The sequence below is a fragment of the Streptomyces katrae genome (genome assembly GCF_000717655.1).
GTDB lineage: Bacteria > Actinomycetota > Actinomycetes > Streptomycetales > Streptomycetaceae > Streptomyces > Streptomyces katrae_B.
The window spans coordinates 23074-39691 of record NZ_JNZY01000021.1 but is presented as its reverse complement, the minus strand read 5'-3'; the positions used below and the strand labels follow the sequence as shown (position 1 = coordinate 39691).

At 71.5% G+C, this 16618-nt stretch carries 18 protein-coding genes; 12 read left to right on the top strand and 6 right to left on the bottom strand.

Annotated features, from left to right (window positions below; all coding sequences use genetic code 11):
• Positions 1-13: 13 nt before the first annotated feature.
• Both IF09_RS40520 and IF09_RS0124095 read right to left on the bottom strand, forming a co-directional pair.
• Complete coding sequence (locus tag IF09_RS40520) at positions 14-1465, bottom strand: helix-turn-helix domain-containing protein (protein WP_234321122.1); 1452 nt, start codon at positions 1463-1465, stop codon at positions 14-16.
• 818 nt (positions 1466-2283) lie between these two features.
• Positions 2284-2595, bottom strand: a complete 312-nt coding sequence (locus IF09_RS0124095) for a helix-turn-helix transcriptional regulator (RefSeq protein WP_234321121.1) — start codon at positions 2593-2595, stop codon at positions 2284-2286.
• Between the two features lie 78 nt (positions 2596-2673).
• Between IF09_RS0124095 and IF09_RS0124090 the strand changes: the two genes are divergently transcribed.
• Positions 2674-3318, top strand: a complete 645-nt coding sequence (locus IF09_RS0124090) for an HAD family hydrolase (RefSeq protein ID WP_030299019.1) — start codon at positions 2674-2676, stop codon at positions 3316-3318.
• 4 nt (positions 3319-3322) lie between these two features.
• Positions 3323-4162, top strand: coding sequence for a DUF1932 domain-containing protein (locus IF09_RS0124085; RefSeq protein ID WP_030299017.1), 840 nt, complete (start codon positions 3323-3325; stop codon positions 4160-4162).
• A gap of 7 nt (positions 4163-4169) precedes the next feature.
• On the opposite strand, the gene IF09_RS0124080 is transcribed toward IF09_RS0124085, so the two are convergent.
• The 4 genes from IF09_RS0124080 to IF09_RS0124065 form a co-directional block, all read right to left on the bottom strand.
• Positions 4170-4739, bottom strand: coding sequence for a phosphotransferase-like protein (locus IF09_RS0124080; RefSeq protein WP_030299016.1), 570 nt, complete (start codon positions 4737-4739; stop codon positions 4170-4172).
• Positions 4736-5773: an AAA family ATPase gene (locus IF09_RS0124075; protein ID WP_030299015.1), complete on the bottom strand. Its 1038-nt coding sequence runs from the start codon at positions 5771-5773 to the stop codon at positions 4736-4738. The genes IF09_RS0124080 and IF09_RS0124075 overlap by 4 nt, the downstream gene beginning before the upstream one ends.
• A gap of 151 nt (positions 5774-5924) precedes the next feature.
• On the bottom strand, positions 5925-6635 hold the full coding sequence (locus IF09_RS0124070; RefSeq protein ID WP_030299013.1) for an ATP-binding protein: 711 nt from the start codon (positions 6633-6635) through the stop codon (positions 5925-5927).
• A complete protein-coding gene (locus tag IF09_RS0124065) occupies positions 6632-7390 on the bottom strand; it encodes a GntR family transcriptional regulator (protein WP_030299012.1) in 759 nt (252 codons plus the stop codon). The genes IF09_RS0124070 and IF09_RS0124065 overlap by 4 nt, the downstream gene beginning before the upstream one ends.
• A 335-nt stretch (positions 7391-7725) precedes the next feature.
• Here IF09_RS0124065 and IF09_RS41900 point away from each other — a divergent pair, with 335 nt between their 5' ends.
• The 10 genes from IF09_RS41900 (at position 7726) to IF09_RS44795 (ending at position 16616) form a co-directional block, all read left to right on the top strand.
• Positions 7726-8586, top strand: coding sequence for a hypothetical protein (locus IF09_RS41900; RefSeq protein WP_051832813.1), 861 nt, complete (start codon positions 7726-7728; stop codon positions 8584-8586).
• 155 nt (positions 8587-8741) lie between these two features.
• The gene (locus IF09_RS0124055) at positions 8742-9110 is read left to right on the top strand and encodes a hypothetical protein (protein ID WP_051832811.1); all 369 of its coding nucleotides are present in this window, start codon (positions 8742-8744) and stop codon (positions 9108-9110) included.
• A gap of 111 nt (positions 9111-9221) precedes the next feature.
• Positions 9222-9353, top strand: a complete 132-nt coding sequence (locus tag IF09_RS48010) for a hypothetical protein (protein ID WP_267882170.1) — start codon at positions 9222-9224, stop codon at positions 9351-9353.
• A gap of 5 nt (positions 9354-9358) precedes the next feature.
• On the top strand, positions 9359-9628 hold the full coding sequence (locus tag IF09_RS0124045; RefSeq protein WP_030299005.1) for a WhiB family transcriptional regulator: 270 nt from the start codon (positions 9359-9361) through the stop codon (positions 9626-9628).
• A 239-nt stretch (positions 9629-9867) separates the two neighbouring features.
• Positions 9868-10239 carry a DUF5999 family protein gene (locus tag IF09_RS48260; RefSeq protein ID WP_037635834.1) on the top strand — a complete coding sequence of 124 codons (372 nt, stop codon included), beginning with the start codon at positions 9868-9870 and terminating at the stop codon, positions 10237-10239.
• A gap of 102 nt (positions 10240-10341) precedes the next feature.
• Entirely contained in the window at positions 10342-10722 is a 381-nt protein-coding gene (locus tag IF09_RS0124030; RefSeq protein WP_030298996.1) for a hypothetical protein, read from the top strand.
• Positions 10723-10872: 150 nt separating this feature from the next.
• Positions 10873-13206, top strand: coding sequence for a DUF2637 domain-containing protein (locus tag IF09_RS0124025; RefSeq protein WP_037635833.1), 2334 nt, complete (start codon positions 10873-10875; stop codon positions 13204-13206).
• Between the two features lie 246 nt (positions 13207-13452).
• The gene (locus tag IF09_RS0124020) at positions 13453-13968 is read left to right on the top strand and encodes a hypothetical protein (RefSeq protein WP_030298992.1); all 516 of its coding nucleotides are present in this window, start codon (positions 13453-13455) and stop codon (positions 13966-13968) included.
• A gap of 3 nt (positions 13969-13971) precedes the next feature.
• Entirely contained in the window at positions 13972-14172 is a 201-nt protein-coding gene (locus tag IF09_RS0124015) for a hypothetical protein (protein ID WP_030298990.1), read from the top strand.
• A gap of 134 nt (positions 14173-14306) precedes the next feature.
• Positions 14307-16616, top strand: coding sequence for a hypothetical protein (locus IF09_RS44795; protein WP_030298988.1), 2310 nt, complete (start codon positions 14307-14309; stop codon positions 16614-16616).
• Positions 16617-16618: the final 2 nt, after the last annotated feature.

Sequence of the window (16618 nt, the reverse complement as noted above, 5' to 3'; positions counted from 1 at the left end):
CAAAGGCTCCTTATCAGCGGTTCGCAGTGGCCATGTGGCGGGTGGGGCGGGGGATGTTTAGGGCGCGGTGGACGAGCTCGGCGCCGAAGATGACCTCGGCGGCGCCCCGGCCGGAGCCGGTGATGATGACGCGGACCAGGTCGTTCTGGCCGTTGCTGTACTCCGCCTTGGCCTGGGCCCGCATCTCCTCGACCTCGTGGGCGCTCATCGCGTGGCCGACGTTCTGGTCGGCGACGGTGCCGGAGGTCTTGTCGTAGTCGGCGGGCAGCGGCTGGCCAGCGGTGACGTAGGGCATCCACTCGGCCTTCGCGGCCTGGCTGCGCGGGCCCTGGGGTACGGCCTCGAGTTCTTGGTGGCGGCGGGCGGCCGCGCTGCGAGAGTCGCGCCAGTCGGAGACCATCCCGGCCCTGGCTTCGGGGGTGCGGACGATCTCGTGGGCGCCGCGCAGCAGTGTCGCGAGGAGTCCCGAGGCGCGGTGGACTGTGTCGACCTCTCCTCGGGCGTGCAGCCATGCCTGTACCTCTGCGGAGCTCCAGCCCGCATCAGCGACGTGCCGGACCACCCAGGCGATCCGGGGCGTCGATGCCCGGCCCAGCCAGGGGATCTCCCGGATCAGCTCAGCGGCCAGCTGGTGGCGGCGCCCCACGCTGTTGATCCCCCGACGAGCCTTCTCGCCGGACTTCTTCCTGGTGGACGACTCGCTCTTCCCGCTGGCGACGTCTGTCGTCTCAGAGGGAAGCGAGGTAGTAGCTGCAGTAGAAAGTCCTGAGCAACTACCCCCCATTGGGGTGCAACGGGCCTCATCAGAAACAGCCGCCCCAGAGGCCGCGACAGACCCCTCCGGGGACGGCTTCGGCTGGCCCTTCGCGGTCGCCTTCCGGGGCCTGCGGATCTGCCGAGCGGCCTTCTTCGCCAGCTGCGCGATCAGCTCCCGGCTGGCCTCCGCGATCCCGGTCACAGCGCGCGTGTACGTGGGCGCCGACTCATCGCGCTGGACCGTACGGATCCGCAGCGCGGCATCGAACTCGATCGGGATCACCAGCGCGAACTCGCTGGCTTTGCCGCCCTCCCCGGCAATTCGGGTGCCCTTGACGATGTAGGCGAGCAGGCCGGCCTCGCGCAGCATCCCCAGGTGGTACTCCACCGTCCGCTCGCCCAGACCGGTACGCCGCATCAGGTACGCGGTGCCCGGACGGCACGGGGACAGGTGAGCGAGCTCCTGGGCGACACGGACTGTCGTGCAGCCGAAACTGCGCGGGCCGTGCGCCTTGTGGCGCCGCGGATCGTAGACCCCGGCCCCGGCAACCCAGTGGACCGCCTGCATCCACGAGTAGCCGTCGCCCGCGACCCGGCCCGTCGAGGCCGCCAGCCACTGCTGTGCCTCCGGAACGTATAAGGAGGGGAGCACGGACGCCCCGTCGGCGTCGACCGACGAGACGGAACGGCGCGGAGCAGGAATCAGCACAGCGGACAGTGCCGCCGTGCCGTTCATCGGCCCGCCCGGAAGTGCGAGATGTAGATCATCTCGACACCCTTGGGCAGGACCCCTGTGGACAAGGGACGTGCAGCAGCGAGCACCCTGAGCGCTCCCGCCGGGCGGGCAGCAATCTTGGATCCCGCCCCGCCCCACGGGACGGAGCTGCGGATGACCACGGCAGCCTCTGCCGCCAGGGCAGACACCCGGGCCTTCTCGGAAGCCGCGTACTTGTGGGGTTCTACGGGAAATCTAATTTCCGGGACGAACCGTAAAAACCGGTGTGAACAGGACGCCGATCCCGTCACACGGGAAGCCCGAGGAGTTCGAACCGGGGTGAAACGGACAGGGCTGAGCTGACAGGGGACACCACTCTCGTGCACTATGAGAAACGACCTTGCCTTCCGTGTAACTGGACCGATCGAGCCCCTCGGGGCCGGCCGAGCCGGGTGTGCGGATGTGCCGGGTAGCCCCCTTTGTGAGAAGCGGGCGGACGCCGATCGGGCGGGGGGGAGATTTCTCCTCTCCTCTTGGTTCCGCGGAAGCGCGAAGCCCCTGTGGTGGGGGCTTGCGGTGAAGCGGACTGGTTCTGCTGTGGCTGTGGTGGCCGTGGTTAGGGGCCGGTGGTGCAGTGGCCCTGATGAGGGGCCGACTTGGAAATGAGCGGCTTGATAAGCCGCAGCTCAGGACCAGCTACGAACTGGGACTTGAGCGGCCGACACGGGTTAAGAGCCCGGTCGGTAGACGGGCCGCGCGAGGCCAGCGGGAGGTTAGTCCGCTTCTTGGTACGCGCGGTCGATGGCCTTAGGTCATCCCGATCCCCTCTTGGAGACCGGCGTCGGCATGCCCTCATCCAGCTGTGCGGCCTCGGGGAAACGCTCCGCGAGTCGCTTGAGCAGGTGGATGTAGACGGCCCGGTGAGGCCGGCGCGGCTGAACCTGCCCCAGCTCCCAACGGGCAATAGCGAGACGTTGGACGCCCACGGCCTCGGCGACCTCCAGCTGGGTGAGCCCCGCGGCGAGGCGCAGCTGCTGCCGCACACGCGGCGGCGGCAGGACGTCGTCCAATAGGGCGTTCACCCGCTGCAAGGGGTCCGCGTCGGTCATGGCCCAGCCTCTCATGATCGATGTTTCCCCGAAAGATACACCACGGGAGCGGCCTGGGTGGGCGTCAAACGATCCCTCGATAGGGTCGGTTGCATGCTCGCCCTCTTTGACCTGGACGGCACGCTGATCGACCGTCAGGCGGCGCTCAGCGATGCCGTGACCGCCCTCTGTCGCGCCCACGCCTTCAAAGCCCCCATCGAGCAGTGGTTGCGCGCCGCTCTGGCCGACCGCGCGAACCCCAGCGACTTCGCCCGGCTGCGCACCGACTTCGGACTGACGGAGCCCGCCGAGCAACTGTGGAAGGAGTACGTCGACCTGATCGCCGAGGCTGCCACCTGCCGACCTGAGGTTCTCGAGGGCCTGCGCCAACTTCGCGCGGCAGCCTGGACCATCGGCATCGCCACCAACGGGGCCAGCGACATCCAGCGGGCCAAGCTCGACGCAGCCGGCCTCACCGACCTCGTCGACGGCATCGCGGCCTCCGGGGATGTGGAGATCCGCAAACCAGCTCGCGAACTCTTTGAACTCGCGGCGAGCCGCTGCGGCCGGTCCCTGGCCGACGGCGGCTGGATGATCGGCGACAACCCGGCCGGAGACATCGGCGGCGGGCGTCAGGCGGGCCTGCGCACCATCTGGCTCCGTGGCCAGCCCTGGCCCGACGGCCTTCACTCCGCAGACCACACCGTCGATGCCGCCACCGACGCCATCACCATCCTGCTCAACGAGACCTCGGAGTAGCACCGTGGACCAGCCCACCGTCGGCATCCTCCACCCAGGCAGCATGGGTGCGGCCGTCGCCGCCTGCGCTGCGACCAACGCGACCGCCGTCCTCTGGTGCGCGGCCGGGCGTAGCACTGCGTCCGCGGCGCGCGCTGAGCAGTTCGGCCTGACGCCGGTGGGCACGCTGCCCGGGCTGTTGTACCCCAGCGACATCGTCATCAGCCTCTGCCCGCCGGCGGCCGCTGAGGACCTGGCCCGCGACGTTGCCGCGCACGGCTTCACCGGGGTGTACGTGGAGGCGAACGCCATCAGCCCCGAGCGGGCGTCTCGGATTGCCGAGCTGCTCGAACCGGCCGCGACCGTAGTGGACGGCGGCGTCGTCGGCTCCCCGCCCGTGCGCGGCAAAACGCCGACGCTGTACCTGTCGGGCCCGGCCGATGCGACCGCGCGGATCGAGGCGCTCTTCGTAGGCACCTCCGTGAAGACGAGGACGCTGGGCCCGGAAGTCGGGAAGGCGTCTGCGCTGAAGCTGTCGTACGCGTCGTTCCAGAAGACGAGTCGCGTGCTGGTGGCGCTCGCGGTTGGCATGGCGCGTGAGCACGGCGTCGACCAGGAGCTCATCGACATCGCTTCCCGGCGCACCGACTCGTACCTCGCGGAGCCGGAGTACGTCGCTAAGACGGCGGCCCGGGCTTGGCGATGGGGCCCAGAGCTGGAGGAAGCTGCCGACACGCTCGCGGCCACCGGACTGCCGCCCGAAATGCTGCACGCTGCCGCGTCCACGCTGGCACGGTGGAATGACGTCAAGGACGACAGCGAGCTCACGCTCGCCGACGCCCTGGATCGCCTCGCGCGGCCGTAACCCGCGCTCATGCCGTCGCTGCCCCAGCCCGCTGCGCCAGCAGCCGGTCGATGAGCCGTGCCGCGTCCTGCGGAGACGACGCCTGGGTGTCCACAGTCAGGTCCCAGACCATGTTCGGGTGAGCGTCCAGGTCTTCTCTGGTCGCCGCCCACGCCGACAATCGCGCCGTGGTGTCACTGTCGCCCCGGCCCGCAGATCGCTGCGCGGTCACCTCGCGGGGGCACCACAGCAGGACCACGGTCCAGTCGGCTGCGTAGCCATTGACTAGGGCCCGGATGCCGTCGACCTGCCCCAGGTGCACCACCGGCACCCCGGCGGCGAACGCGACATCCAGGCCCGGCGCGTCGATGACGTAGGTGTTGCCGTACCTGGAGTTTGCGTAGACGACGGCGTCTGTGGCCTCCAGTGCGCGCAGCTGCTCCGCCGTGCCCATCCGGTAGCCGGTGGACTTACCCGATCCGACTTTGAGTCGCTCGAACTGCGTGTACGTCGAGCGCAGCTCGGTAAGCGCGTTGGTGACGGTGTCCTTGCCCGCCGCCGGCGGGCCGTAGAGGATGACTCCCTGCTTCGCGGTCATGCGTACATCGCACCCATCGCCTGGCGGGCCTGGTCGGCGAGCGTCACCGCGGTCCCTAAACGGTTGTCGACGACCAGGTGCGGCACCGCTGGCCGCAAGTCCAAGTCGATCGTTTTCATGTACTCGTCCCAGCGCTGGAGCTTCCATGCGTCCCGGGCAGCGGATCGGAAGCCGATGTATTCGCGCATCGACTCCTCATCGCAGCGGACCCACACCGGGAAGACGTCGACACCCATCGAGCCAGCGCGGTTGGTCAGGCGCTGCATCCAGGCCGGGTCGGTCATCTCCGCGATGAACGGCGCGGTCAACACCGTGGAGATGCCGCACTTGATGTTGGCCATGGCCGACTGCATCAGGCAGTCGTACTCGACCGCCCGGACTTTCTCCCGGTAGAGATCAGTGTGCCGGTCATTCGGATCACCACCCAGCGCGGCCAAGAGACGCTCCACCAGCGGGCGGGTGAGCGGGTCTTTGTCGAGCAGCGGCCAGCCCGTGAGCTGGACGAAGAACCTCGCCAGTTCAGTCTTGCCGCTGCCTGCGTAACCGCCGACCAGGAGCAGAACGGGGCGGTGAGGATCGCCTCCGGTGTGCCTACGCTTCCAGGCGTCGATGATGCGCTGCTGGAGATTGAAGTGACCGGCGTCGTCGGTGCCGGGCGAGATGTGGTGGATCGCCCGTTCGACGGCCAGAACATGCGCGCCGTTGAGGCGGTCGTCCATCGGGGTGAGCTTGAAAGACGTCTCCTCCCCTGGAAGGGCGGCCCGAAAGCCAAGGTCCGGCTCGGTCGCGCGGTACAGGAGGCAGTAGGCGCGCCGGTAGTGCGGGCCCGGGTAGACCTCGCCCTGCTCGTGCTGCCACAGAGTCTGCGGGTTCGCGGCCGGGATGCCCTTGAGCTTGGCCTTCTCGGCGACTTCACGGAGACGCTCGCCAGCCTTTTCAAGGGTCAGTCCATGGGCCTCGCGCTGCTCGCGCAGCTTGTCCGGTCGCCACCCTGAACGGTGCTTCCCCACCCTGGTCCCCTCCGTCATCGTCATGGCCGCGAGCCTAGGGCTAGGCCCCGAAATCCCGTGTGTATGCAGATGTTGAAAACCCGTGAATGAAGCTGCTCACGGCGCTGTGGTGGTCTGTTTCCTCCGTCGAGAGTGGGATGGCCCACGTGAATAGCCGCTCGTGGGAGGTCGAAAATCAATGAGGGTCGCCATCCATGGAAGGGCGTGCACGGCGCAGCTCCGCCAGGACGTGCTCGGGGACACCGTCGTACACGATGTGCGGCTCTTCCTCCGTCGGCGGGACGAAGCGGCCCGCGTGGCGCAGCAGGTCCTCCTCGCTGAACTCGATCGCGTTGGCGTCGACCAGCGACTGCTCGTTTCGCTGCCGGATCCGGTCCCAGCGCACCTCGTGTGGCACCGGCAGGTAGATCAGGACAGGCGCGCCGCCGGCCTCCATCACTATCGCAGCCCAGTGGGCCCGCTCTTCGTGAGTCCAGAACCCGTGATCGACCACGACGTCGTGTCCGGTCTCCAGGAGCTCCTGGAGCTCAAGAGCGATGTCCTTCAGCACAGGGGCCTCCCGGACCTTGAACTCGCCCCGGGGGAAATCCCTGCCGTAGTGGCCGTACCGGCGGAACATCTCTTCGTCTGGGCAGAGGCGCCGGAACCCGGTCTGCTCCAGAGCGCGGGCGAGGGTCGTCTTGCCGGATCCCTGCAGACCGGACAGAAGGATCGCCCGTGGTACGGGTCCCGGCCGGCCGGACAGGGCTGCGGAGATGCGTCGGATCTCGAATCGTCCTTCCAGAGGCAGGGTGTCGGTGCGCTGCGCGTGCAGGAGCACGTCGAGCCGGTGCTCAAGGCACCCGACGAGGGTGTCGTCCAGAAGCCCGGAGCTGTGTGGGGTCACCGCACGACCTCCGACGTCGTCCTTCGCGTGCGACCCGGAGCGCCCAGGTCCACGCCGTACTCCAGCACCTCGCCATCGTCGTCCATGAAGCGGGCGGTGAGGACCAGGATCGCCGCGGTGGTACCGGCCTCCAGCTCCAGGAGCTCGAGGTCGTCCGCGGTGGCGATCCGCGCCGACTCCTCGTCGATCCGCCTATCAACCTGGCGCCCGGTGGCCCGAGCGATCAAGTCGAGCGACAGCCCGCCCTTGAGTCGCGCGCTGCGTGCCAGATCCGGCAGCACCCGAGCGAACTCGGCGGGGATCCAGGACGTGGAGTGGGAGACGATGCCGTGATCGTCCCGGTAGACACGGCTGCGGCGAATCACGTCGTCACCAGGCGAAATACCAAGCGCTTGCGCAACGTCCTCAGGAGCTTCGACTATGCCGGCGGTGTGGCCGGAGGATTTCTCGCCCACACCCCAGGAGGACTGGGTCTTGCTGCTGCGGTCGTGACGCTCCGATCCGGAGGACAGCGAGATGGGGCGGCCCATCACTTCTGTGCCCACGCCCGGGATGCCCTGTACGAGTTTCTCCTCGCGCAGCAGCCTCATCGCACGATCTGCGGTAGCGGTGCTGACGTTCCACTCGGTGGCCAGCGTCTTGATGCTGGGCAGGAGGTCGCCGGGCGCGAGGTCGCCAGAGCTGATCAGGTCGCGGTAGTGGCCCGCGATGCGCGCGTACGGCGGCCGGTTGTCGGCTCGGGGTGGCCCGGACATGTGCCTTCGCCTCCTTCAGGTTCATCTGGTTGCCTCACTATACCGCTTGACACATGAGGGTACCTGAGGCAACCTGATGTATGTAAGGCGGTGGTCCTCCGGGAGCACCGAGTCAGCACCACCGCAGTTTCTGCAGCTCGTCTCTTCGGAGGCGGGCAGGTGGCCGGAGGCGGTAGCCAAGACCAAACCCCCCGGCCTGGCAGGACTGCTTGCACGACCTCAGCGTTGATGCGCTGTCTATCCGCCGGGACGCGGGCCGATGGCTCGTGGACCTGGTGGGTGGAGAGAGCATCCGCCCCCGCGAACCCCCTCCCTCTTCCTGCCGAGGAGTCGCCATGCCCGAGCTCGCCATGCCCAAGGCCGCCAAGCGCCGGGGCCGCACCCGTACCTCCCGCGTCAGCCCCCTCGACGCGATCGTCCTCTCGACCCTGTCGCCCGGACACATCGACATGCGGACCGTGGAAACCACGCAGACCCGCCGCATCTCGGTGGTGTGCCCGGACTGCGGTACCTGGGTGGCCGTGACCCCCCACCGCGGCACCTACCTGCTCAAGACGGTCCCGCACCACACCGGCAAGGCCGGCGTCGCCGACGCGATCCGCTGCCGCTCCAGCAACCGCCTCGTCAACGTGGACATCAGCGGCGACACCTGGCGCCGCCAGTACAGCGACTGGGCGCGCGAGGAGCGCCTCGCCGTCGACGTCACCAGCCACCGCCGCGCCACCGTCCAGACCCTCAAGGTCGCCCGGCCGCAGCAGCGGCCCGCCGACCGACGAGCCCAGTGGGAGCGTGCGGTGCCCGCCGCCCGCCGGGCCGACGACGCCCGCACGGTGCCCGCCGACGCGATCCCCACCACGCGCGGTCGGGCTGTCGACGGACCCGCCGGCGCCCCGCTGGCCATGACCCCCCAGACCGCTGGGGACCGCCGCTCCGTCAGCGCCCTGGCCACCGGCACCCTCCGCGCCCTGGCCGACGCCACCCAGGACCGCTCCGCGAGCGACGTCCTTGAGGAGCACCTCACCCTCGCCGCCTACACGCACCTGGCCACGGTCTGGCGCCGCCCCCTGACCCCGGCGGACCAGCCTGCGCACACCGCGCTGGTGGCTGCGGTCAGGGCCGCGCTGCCCGCCCCGGCCCCGGGCGAGACCGCCGCCGCGTACACCGCCCGCTGCAACAGGTCAGCGCTCGCCGCCTGACCAGCACGACCGCCCACGGCCCCGGCCCCGACTCCCGCTCCGCGCGGGGGACGAGGTCGGGGCCTTCTGCTCCCGTCCCGCCTGACGCACCGCGACCTGGAGGCCCTGATGCCCGCCACCTCGACCTGACGTCCCACCGGCCCAGCACCCGCGAGGTGTTCGACGCCGAGACGCTCGCGCTCCTGGACGCGCTCGACGTCCCGCTCTCCGCCGACTTCGACGTCGACCTCGACATCGCCTTCGGCACACCGCTGGAGATGCACGAGCCCGCGGGCACCGCCCGGGAGATGCGCCGGTACGCGGCCGCGGTCCTGACCGTCCCGCCCGACCACCGCCAGGAGCTCGCCCTCACGTACGGCGCCGAGATCACCGCCCGCGTCGACGCGTCCCGCGACATCCTCGCCGCCGACCCGGCCATCACCGCCCGCGTCCGCGAGCGCCTGGTCGACGTCCTGCTCCCCTACGCCGACCGCCTGCGCAGGACGGTCCGCTCCGGATGCCGCCCCGAATACACCGCCGCCTGACCAGGTGGCCCTGGACGGACGCCCGCGATCACCGGCCACCCCCTACTGCACCACGGGGATGGCCGCTGGTCGCGGCCGGTCGTACGACCCGCCAACACGACGACAGCCCCGGTGACTTGGAACCCCCCGGGGCTGTCCAGGACCTACGTGGAGGACCTGATGCAGGACAGCATCGCACGGAACAACGGCGACTCCGACACGGACATGGACGAGGCCCTGCGCCGCGTCCGGCAGGGGAAGTGATCGGCATGGACTGGCGCCACAACGCGGTCTGCCGCGAAGAGGACCCCGAGCTGTTCTTCCCCATCGGCAACACCGGCCCGGCGCTCCTGCAGATCGAGGAGGCCAAGGCCGTCTGCCGTCGTTGCCCGGTCATGGAGCAGTGCCTGCAGTGGGCGCTGGAGTCCGGCCAGGACGAGGGCGTCTGGGGCGGCCTGTCCGAGGAGGAGCGGCGGGCGATGAAGCGCCGCGCCGCCCGCAACCGGGCCCGGAACGCGAAGGCCGGGTCGGCGGCATGAGCGAGGCCGACCAGAAGCGCCTGGAGGACAACCTCCGCCGCACGAACGAGAACCACGACCTGGGCCGACGCCTGCACGGCTGACGCCCCGTACGACTGACCGCGGTGCGGGACGGAAACCCAACTCCGCTCCCGCACCGCGCTGCTCACCCAGGCCGGACGCCCGCCAGACGGGCAGCCGGCCTTTCGCACGCCTCCAGCCCGGGAGAGTCTCGGGCCCGCATCCCCGCAGGAGAGCCCATGCGTACCAGCACCGACACCGCGACGGCCGCCGGCACCACCCGGCTGCCGGACTCGCTCTGCACGCACACCCCGACCTGCCCGACGGCCGACAGCCCGGACCGGGAGGCCGCGAAGGTCGTGGCCGCCCACCCGGAACAGGGCTGGAGCCTGCTCTGCAACGCGTTGGTGGTCTTCGACGACACCGGCGAGCTGCTCCCCGACGGCCGGATCGTCGCCCCGCACCGGCCCACCGGCGCCGTGGACACCGCGCTCCCCCTCTTCGCGGACACCCACCCGCTCATCGGCGGCACGGCGCGCAGCGGGAAGACCAGCGCGGCCGCGTTCCACGCGGCGGCGTCCCTGGCCAACAGCAGCGCGTGGTCGGCCTGACGGCTGCCTGATCCGCCCGCACCGGCCCGCCGAACCTCGGCGAGCCGGGTCGGGCGGTGACTGGGAGCCGGACAGTCCGGACCACTGATCCAGGGAGCCCGTATGCACGCCTTCTCCGAGCCCGCGACCACCAAGGGCAAGGCCGTCGCGTACCAGCGCGACGACTTCGTGCTCTACCGAGACCCGGAGCGGTTCTGGCGCGGCGAGCCGAACCACACGTTCGTCTGCCGGGTCAGCCGGGTCAACACCTACGTCTCCGGCGGCATCCGCTACACCCTGCTGCCCGTCAAGGGCGGCGTGATCAACGACGCGCAGGGCGACTACATGCGTCTGCTGCCGCCGGCCGACGCGATGCGCGACATCGACACCGCCCCGCTCAACACCGCAGGCGCGGCGGACGAGATGACGGCGGCCGCGATGGCCTGGCTCACCCAGCAGCACCAGACGGCCAACCGCTGCCCGGAGCTGCCCGCCAGCGACTGACCCACCAGCCCCCGCAGCACAGCGGTCCCCCGAGCCCCCGGCATTGAAGCTGCCGGGGGCTCGGAGGACCTGGTCCCGACCCTACCGACCGACGCTGCCCCCGCGGTGCCCTTCTCACGGAGGCGCCGGAACGTACGAGAGGACATCCCCGTGGCCACCAAGACCACCGCCCGCCGCCGGGGCCAGCCCAAGCGGCAGCCCCGCACCGCCGCCGCCCGGCCGTCGACGCCGCCGACCACCGTCCCGGACCAGGCCGCCGCCCCGGCCGCCGAGAACACCGTGCCGCTGGTGCACGAGGAGGCCGACCCGGTCCTGGCCGACGCCCCCGACCGCGCCGCCGACCTCCGCGACCAGGCCGCCGCCGACGCCGCCCGGATCGTCGCCGAGGGCGAGGCCCGCGCCGCCGAACTGCTGGACGGCGCCCGCACCGAGGCGGCCACCCTGACCGAGGAGGCCACCGCCGAGAAGTCCCGCCTCCTGGCCGACGCCGCCACGGCCGCCGGCCAGGCCCGCACGGCCGCCGAGACCACGGCGGAGCAGCTGCTCGCCACCGCCCGGGAGCAGGCCGAGGCCCTCACCACCGAGGCCACCGGCAAGGCCGACGAGCTCCTGGCCGACGCGGCCAAGGCCGCCGACCGGCTCCACGAGGACGCCGCGACCACCGCGGCCGCCGACGCCCAGCAGGTCCGCACCGACGCCGAGACGACGGCGGAGCAGCTGCTCGCCGCCGCACGCGGCGAGGCCGACGCCCTCACCACGGCCGCGGCCGGGAAGGCCGAGGAGGTCCTGGCCGACGCGCGCCGCCGGGCGCAGGAGGCCCAGAACGCGGCGGCCGCCGACGCCGAGCAGGCCCGTACGGAGGCCGGCCGGGCGGCGGAGCGGGTTCTCGCCGAGGTGAAGGAGAAGGGCGCCGAGCTCCTCGCTGAGGCCGAGCGCACCGCCGCCGACACCCGTACGGGCGCGGCCAAGGACGCTGAACAGGTCCTGGAGCAGGCCCGGTCCGACGCGGAGCGGACTCGCCGGAGTGCGGACGAGCAGGCCGCGCAGGTGCGGGCCGGGGCGGAGAAGCTGGCCGCCGGCCTTCGCGCCGACGCCGACCGCGCCCTGGGCGACGCCCGCAAGGCCGCCGAGGAGCTGCGGGCCGCCACCGACACGGACGTCGCCCGGCTGCGGGAGCGGGCCGAGACGGACGCGAAGACGGCCCGGGAGGCGGCGGCCAAGGCCACCACCGACCAGGCCGCGGCCACGCAGGCCCTGGCCGAGGCCGAACGGATCCTCGAGGCCGCGACGCAGCGCACCGTGCGCAGGGCGCGGCGCCGGGAGATCCGGGCCGAATCCCGCGCCAAGCGGCGCAAGGTCCGCGACGAGGCCCGGCCCGCCGGTGGCGTCCCGCCGCTGTCCGGGCAGGAGCTGCTCCTGGTCGTCGGGATCGTCCTGGCGGCCGCGGCCGTGTCCACCCTCGGCCTGCTCTCCTCCTACACCGCCCTGGAGGCCAAGGCCGCCGCGTGGGGCTGGGAATGGCCGTGGCTGCTGCCAGTCGGCATCGACGTCGCGATCCCCGCGTTCACCGGCGCCAACCTGATCCTGATCCGGATGGGGATGGAGCTGCGCTGGATCCGCTGGGTGCCGCGGGTGCTGACGGCGGTGACGGTGTACCTGAACTGGAACGCCTCGGACTCCGCCTCGGGCCGCATCGGGCACGCCGCCCTCACGCTGCTGTGGGTGGTGTTCTCGGAGATCGCCTCCCACGTGTACGCGACGCGGATCGGCGCGGTCACCGGCAAGGTGCGGATGGAGACGGTGCGCCGCAGCCGCTGGCTGCTCGCTCCGATCCCCACCGCCCGGCTTCGCCGCCGGATGATCCTGTGGGAGATCCACTCCTACGAGGAGGCGCTCACCCGCCTCCAGCAGGAGACCTGGCTGCGAGCGCGGCTGCGTGAGGAGCACGGTCTGCTGTGGCGGTGGAAGGCTCCGTTGGAGCAGCGGATGGCGCTCAAGCTCGGCAGCGCGCCCGCCGCGCTCGCCGACACGCTCACCCCCGAGGACGCTCACACCGTGGAGCGCGCGGACATGAGCGCCGACGCTCACCCGGCACCGGGCGACGCTCACCCCGAGGTGAGCGCGCTCACCTTCGGCAACGGGGAGGGTGAGCGTGAGCGCCCGGCGCTCACCGTAGGCGCTCACCCCGGTGAGCGCTCCGTGGAGGACGACGACGCTCACCGAGCGGAGAGCGTCCGGACGCGCAGCGAGCAGGGTGCGCTCACCGAGCGCCGCCACGAACGGATCCGGCTCCTCTACACCGAGCTTGGGCGCCGCCCGCAGTGGACCGAGATCCGCGACGCGCTCACCCAGGCGGGCCTGTCCGACGAGCCCGTCTCCCGCCCGACCGCCCAGCGCCTGCGCGAGCAGGTCGAGGAGGGCACCCCGAGCGCCCCGGCGAGCGCGAGCGTGAGCGCCGGGGCGAGCGTCCCGGTCAACGCCTGAGCGCCCACCCGGCGCTCACCCTCCCTGCCGCTCATGGTCGCCCCCCGGCCCGCGCCCACGCTCACACGCGTGAGCGCGGACCGGTGACGGCCACGGCCGGCAGGCCCGCTGTCCGCACCCGCCCCGCGCGGGGCGCGGACCGCCCGCCCGAACCGAGCACCACCCCGGCCCCGCACGCACGCCTCGGGGACACGGACCCACGAACCCTTCCCCCTCCCCACCCCCGAGACCTGGAGGTCTTCTGCCATGCCCGAGAACAGCAACCGGTGGACCTCAGACCACCTGATGAAGCCCGGCGGCACCGCCCTGTACGCCGCCCAGCAGCGCGAGCGGCTGCGGCAGATGGCCGACGAGGTCAGGGCGCTGCTCGGCGAGTACCGGGCCGACCTGGAGAACATCAAGTTCGACGGGGACAAGCCCTACGAGGCCCGAATCCGGGCCTATCTCGCCTCCCGCCCGCTGGCGCAGCTCGAAAAGGACCTGCGGGACGCCGTAAACCACGCCGGAAAGCTCGACGCCGAATTCCAGCGGCGCTACGTCGAGCTGCCCGAGAAGCGCGAGAGGAAAGCGGAAAAGAAGGAGCTGGAGAAGGCCCAGAAGAAGGGCCTGGCCACCGCCCGCGCGGTCAACACCGCCGGTCACCTGAACGGCCTCACGAGCGCCCTGGATGAGCCGAGCGGCGACGGGAAGGGAGTCGTGCAGAAGACCGGCACGGGCGGCGGTCAGAACACCTTCCTGGACTTCCTGGAAAAGAGGGCCTGATAAGTGACCGGTCGCCTTTCCAAGGGTCAGACGGCGCGCTGGAACAAGCGCCTGGCGGAGACCACCACGAACAAGGCGCGGGCGACCGCGCTGTGGGACCTGGCCCGCCTCCTGGCGGGCACCGACGACAAGGCGTGGGCCGACTTGGTCCTGCTGCTCCAGCGCTGGACGACGGAGCAGCAGGGCCGGCCGACCTCGCCGTAACGCTCCGCGCTCATCACAGCTCATCATCACCGCTTCACCCCGTGAATCCGGGGGGCCCAACATGCGCGCCTATAAGCGCGCGTGAGGCCCCCTGGCTTCGTGACCCGGAGTGACTGATCGAATGGAGACGGCCGATGGCCGACGACGACGCCGGGGGGACCGTCCTCGGCTTCCCCGGCGGGCTGACGATCCCGGGGCCGGTGGGCAGCGGCCCGCCGGCCCCCGGGGCCGACGCCCCTACCCTGACCGCCCTGCCCACCCTGGCGCCCCCGCCCTCCCTTCTGGTGGCCGGGAATTCCGACGTCGGCGCAGGCGGTGACACCACGACCGCACACGCGGACCCCGGGATCCCGGACAGCCCGCACGGGACCGGAATCGCCGCCATGTCGGTGGTGATGATGGCCGGAATTACCGTCGCCGCAATGCGCGGTGCATGGAATGCCGCCGCCTATTTGAAAGCCCGGCACGAACACCACCGGGCCATTGCAGATCAGCAGCGGGCGGCGGCCGATAAAGCCGAGATCGCAGTGGAAGCGGCCCGCCAGAAAAACCGCTTGCAGCCCGGTCCGGAATTCGGGCGCAGCACCCGCACGTCGGGCGGCGGAGGCGGCCGGACAAACTCCGGAAAGAATTCCGCGCCCAGCACGTTCCGCTCCCCCAGCGGCTCCAAGTCGCCGGGCGGCTCCGGATCCAAGACGCCCACGAAGGCCCCTGGCGGCGCCTCTGGCGGCCGTACACCCTCGCTGGGCATCGGCGGGCGCGGAGGCGGCGGCGGAGGCCGCAGGGGCGCCCTGGAGCCCTCCGGGACAAAGGGCGGCGTAAAGCCCGGAGTTGGGGGCGGGAAGACCCCGACAACCGGCACAAAGAATAGCTCCGGCAGCCTCTCCGGAGCCGTCCGCGACCGGGCCGCCGACCGGATCCGCAACGGCCCCAAGCCGAAGAACGGCACCGGCACGACCGGCACCTCCGGCAAGTCCGGCGGGGGCGGCGGCGCCACGCCGTCCTCCGGCTCGAAGCCGGGCCGCGGGCCCGGGGCGAAGACCAGCCCGACCGGGTCCAAGCCCGGCACGGGCACGAAGCCGGGCTCCTCCGGCACGAAGCCCGGTACCTCGGGTACCAAGCCTGGCCCGTCCGGGACGAAGCCCGGCTCGTCCGGGACGGGTTCGAAGCCGGGCCGCAAGCGGCCGTCCTCGCCCGCTCCGTCCACGGGCCGCAAGGGCAAGGGCAAGAAGGGCGGAGGGAAGCCGGGCGCCGCCGGCCCCCCGAAGCGCAAGGGCAAGGGCCGGGTCACGCTCCCGGCGGCCATCGCGGCGGAATCGGCGCGGCGGCTGAAGAAGCGCCGTAAGCACCTGACGCCGGTCCTGACCACGTTCCCTAAGGGCAAGAAGAAGAAGCCGGCCCCGGCCGGGACGGCGACACCGGGCACGCCGAAGGTCGACCTGACCAAGAAGCCCAAGCCCAGCACGACCACGGCGAAGCCGAAGGTCAGCCTCACGAAGAAGCCCAAGCCCGCCACCACCACGGCCCCGAAGGTGAACCTGCGCAAGAAGGTCCGGCTCACCAAAAAGCCCCGCAAGCCGGGACCGGGCGCACCCGCTGGCCCCACCGGGACGGCGTCGAAGGTGAACCTACGCAAGAAGGTCAAGCTCACCAAGAAGCCCCGCAAGCCGGGACCGGGCCCGGCCGCCGGCCCCACCGGCAGTACGGGCCCGACCGGTTCGGCCTCCAAGCGGAAGGGCGACAGGCGCCGTTCCCTGCGCGGCTGGTGGGAGCGGGCGGGTGCGCGCCGCTCCGGGCGGCCGGATCCCGAGCCGTCCAGCTCCACCAGCTCCACCACGACGTCCGGACCGGACGCGGCACCGGCCGGAGGGTTCGGCCCTCCCCCGGGCTGGGGCTACGCCGAGGGCACCACGATCACCGTCGAACAGACCGGCGGCCAGGTCTGGGAGGCACGCCAGCGCGAGGCACGCCGCCGAGCCAGTGTTCCCGCCGGAGCGATTCCCGCAGCAAGAACAGGAGGAACCGTAGTGACCGTGCCCATCCCGACGAAGGCACCGAGCACCCAGTACGCCGACAGCGACCTGACGATCTACGACGTCATCGACTCCGACGCCGACATGGCCGAGGAGATCATGGCGGGCGTCGACGAGGCCCGCGCCGCCGCAGACGGCTGCGAGCAGATGATGACGCGGCTGGAAGCCCTCCACGCGAAGATCGTCGAACTCAAGGTGCCCGGCGTCCTGGAGGGCTGGGTCCTGATCCTCGCCGAGAAGGCCGTCAGCGTGAAGGCGAAGGCGGAGGCCCTGGCGGAGAAGCTGCCCGCCGCCTCCGAGGCCATCTGGACCGCCGGCGAGAACGCCGAGCGCCGTCACAAGCCGCTCGCCGACGCTGTCCGCGACGCCGGACACGCCGCCCCCGCCGAGCGCGACTACCACGTCGAATAGGA

Bases quoted from the DNA above. Each gene is read 5' to 3' on its own strand.
- IF09_RS0124020 (WP_030298992.1), top strand. From the start codon at position 13,453: ATGCCCGAGAACAGCAACCGGTGGACCTCAGACCACCTGATGAAGCCC.
- IF09_RS0124030 (WP_030298996.1), top strand. From the start codon at position 10,342: ATGCACGCCTTCTCCGAGCCCGCGACCACCAAGGGCAAGGCCGTCGCG.
- IF09_RS0124065 (WP_030299012.1), bottom strand. From the start codon at position 7,390: ATGTCCGGGCCACCCCGAGCCGACAACCGGCCGCCGTACGCGCGCATC.
- IF09_RS44795 (WP_030298988.1), top strand. From the start codon at position 14,307: ATGGCCGACGACGACGCCGGGGGGACCGTCCTCGGCTTCCCCGGCGGG.
- IF09_RS0124075 (WP_030299015.1), bottom strand. From the start codon at position 5,773: ATGACGATGACGGAGGGGACCAGGGTGGGGAAGCACCGTTCAGGGTGG.
- IF09_RS41900 (WP_051832813.1), top strand. From the start codon at position 7,726: ATGCCCGAGCTCGCCATGCCCAAGGCCGCCAAGCGCCGGGGCCGCACC.
- IF09_RS0124095 (WP_234321121.1), bottom strand. From the start codon at position 2,595: ATGAGAGGCTGGGCCATGACCGACGCGGACCCCTTGCAGCGGGTGAAC.
- IF09_RS0124090 (WP_030299019.1), top strand. From the start codon at position 2,674: ATGCTCGCCCTCTTTGACCTGGACGGCACGCTGATCGACCGTCAGGCG.
- IF09_RS0124045 (WP_030299005.1), top strand. From the start codon at position 9,359: ATGGACTGGCGCCACAACGCGGTCTGCCGCGAAGAGGACCCCGAGCTG.
- IF09_RS0124080 (WP_030299016.1), bottom strand. From the start codon at position 4,739: ATGACCGCGAAGCAGGGAGTCATCCTCTACGGCCCGCCGGCGGCGGGC.
- IF09_RS48260 (WP_037635834.1), top strand. From the start codon at position 9,868: ATGCGTACCAGCACCGACACCGCGACGGCCGCCGGCACCACCCGGCTG.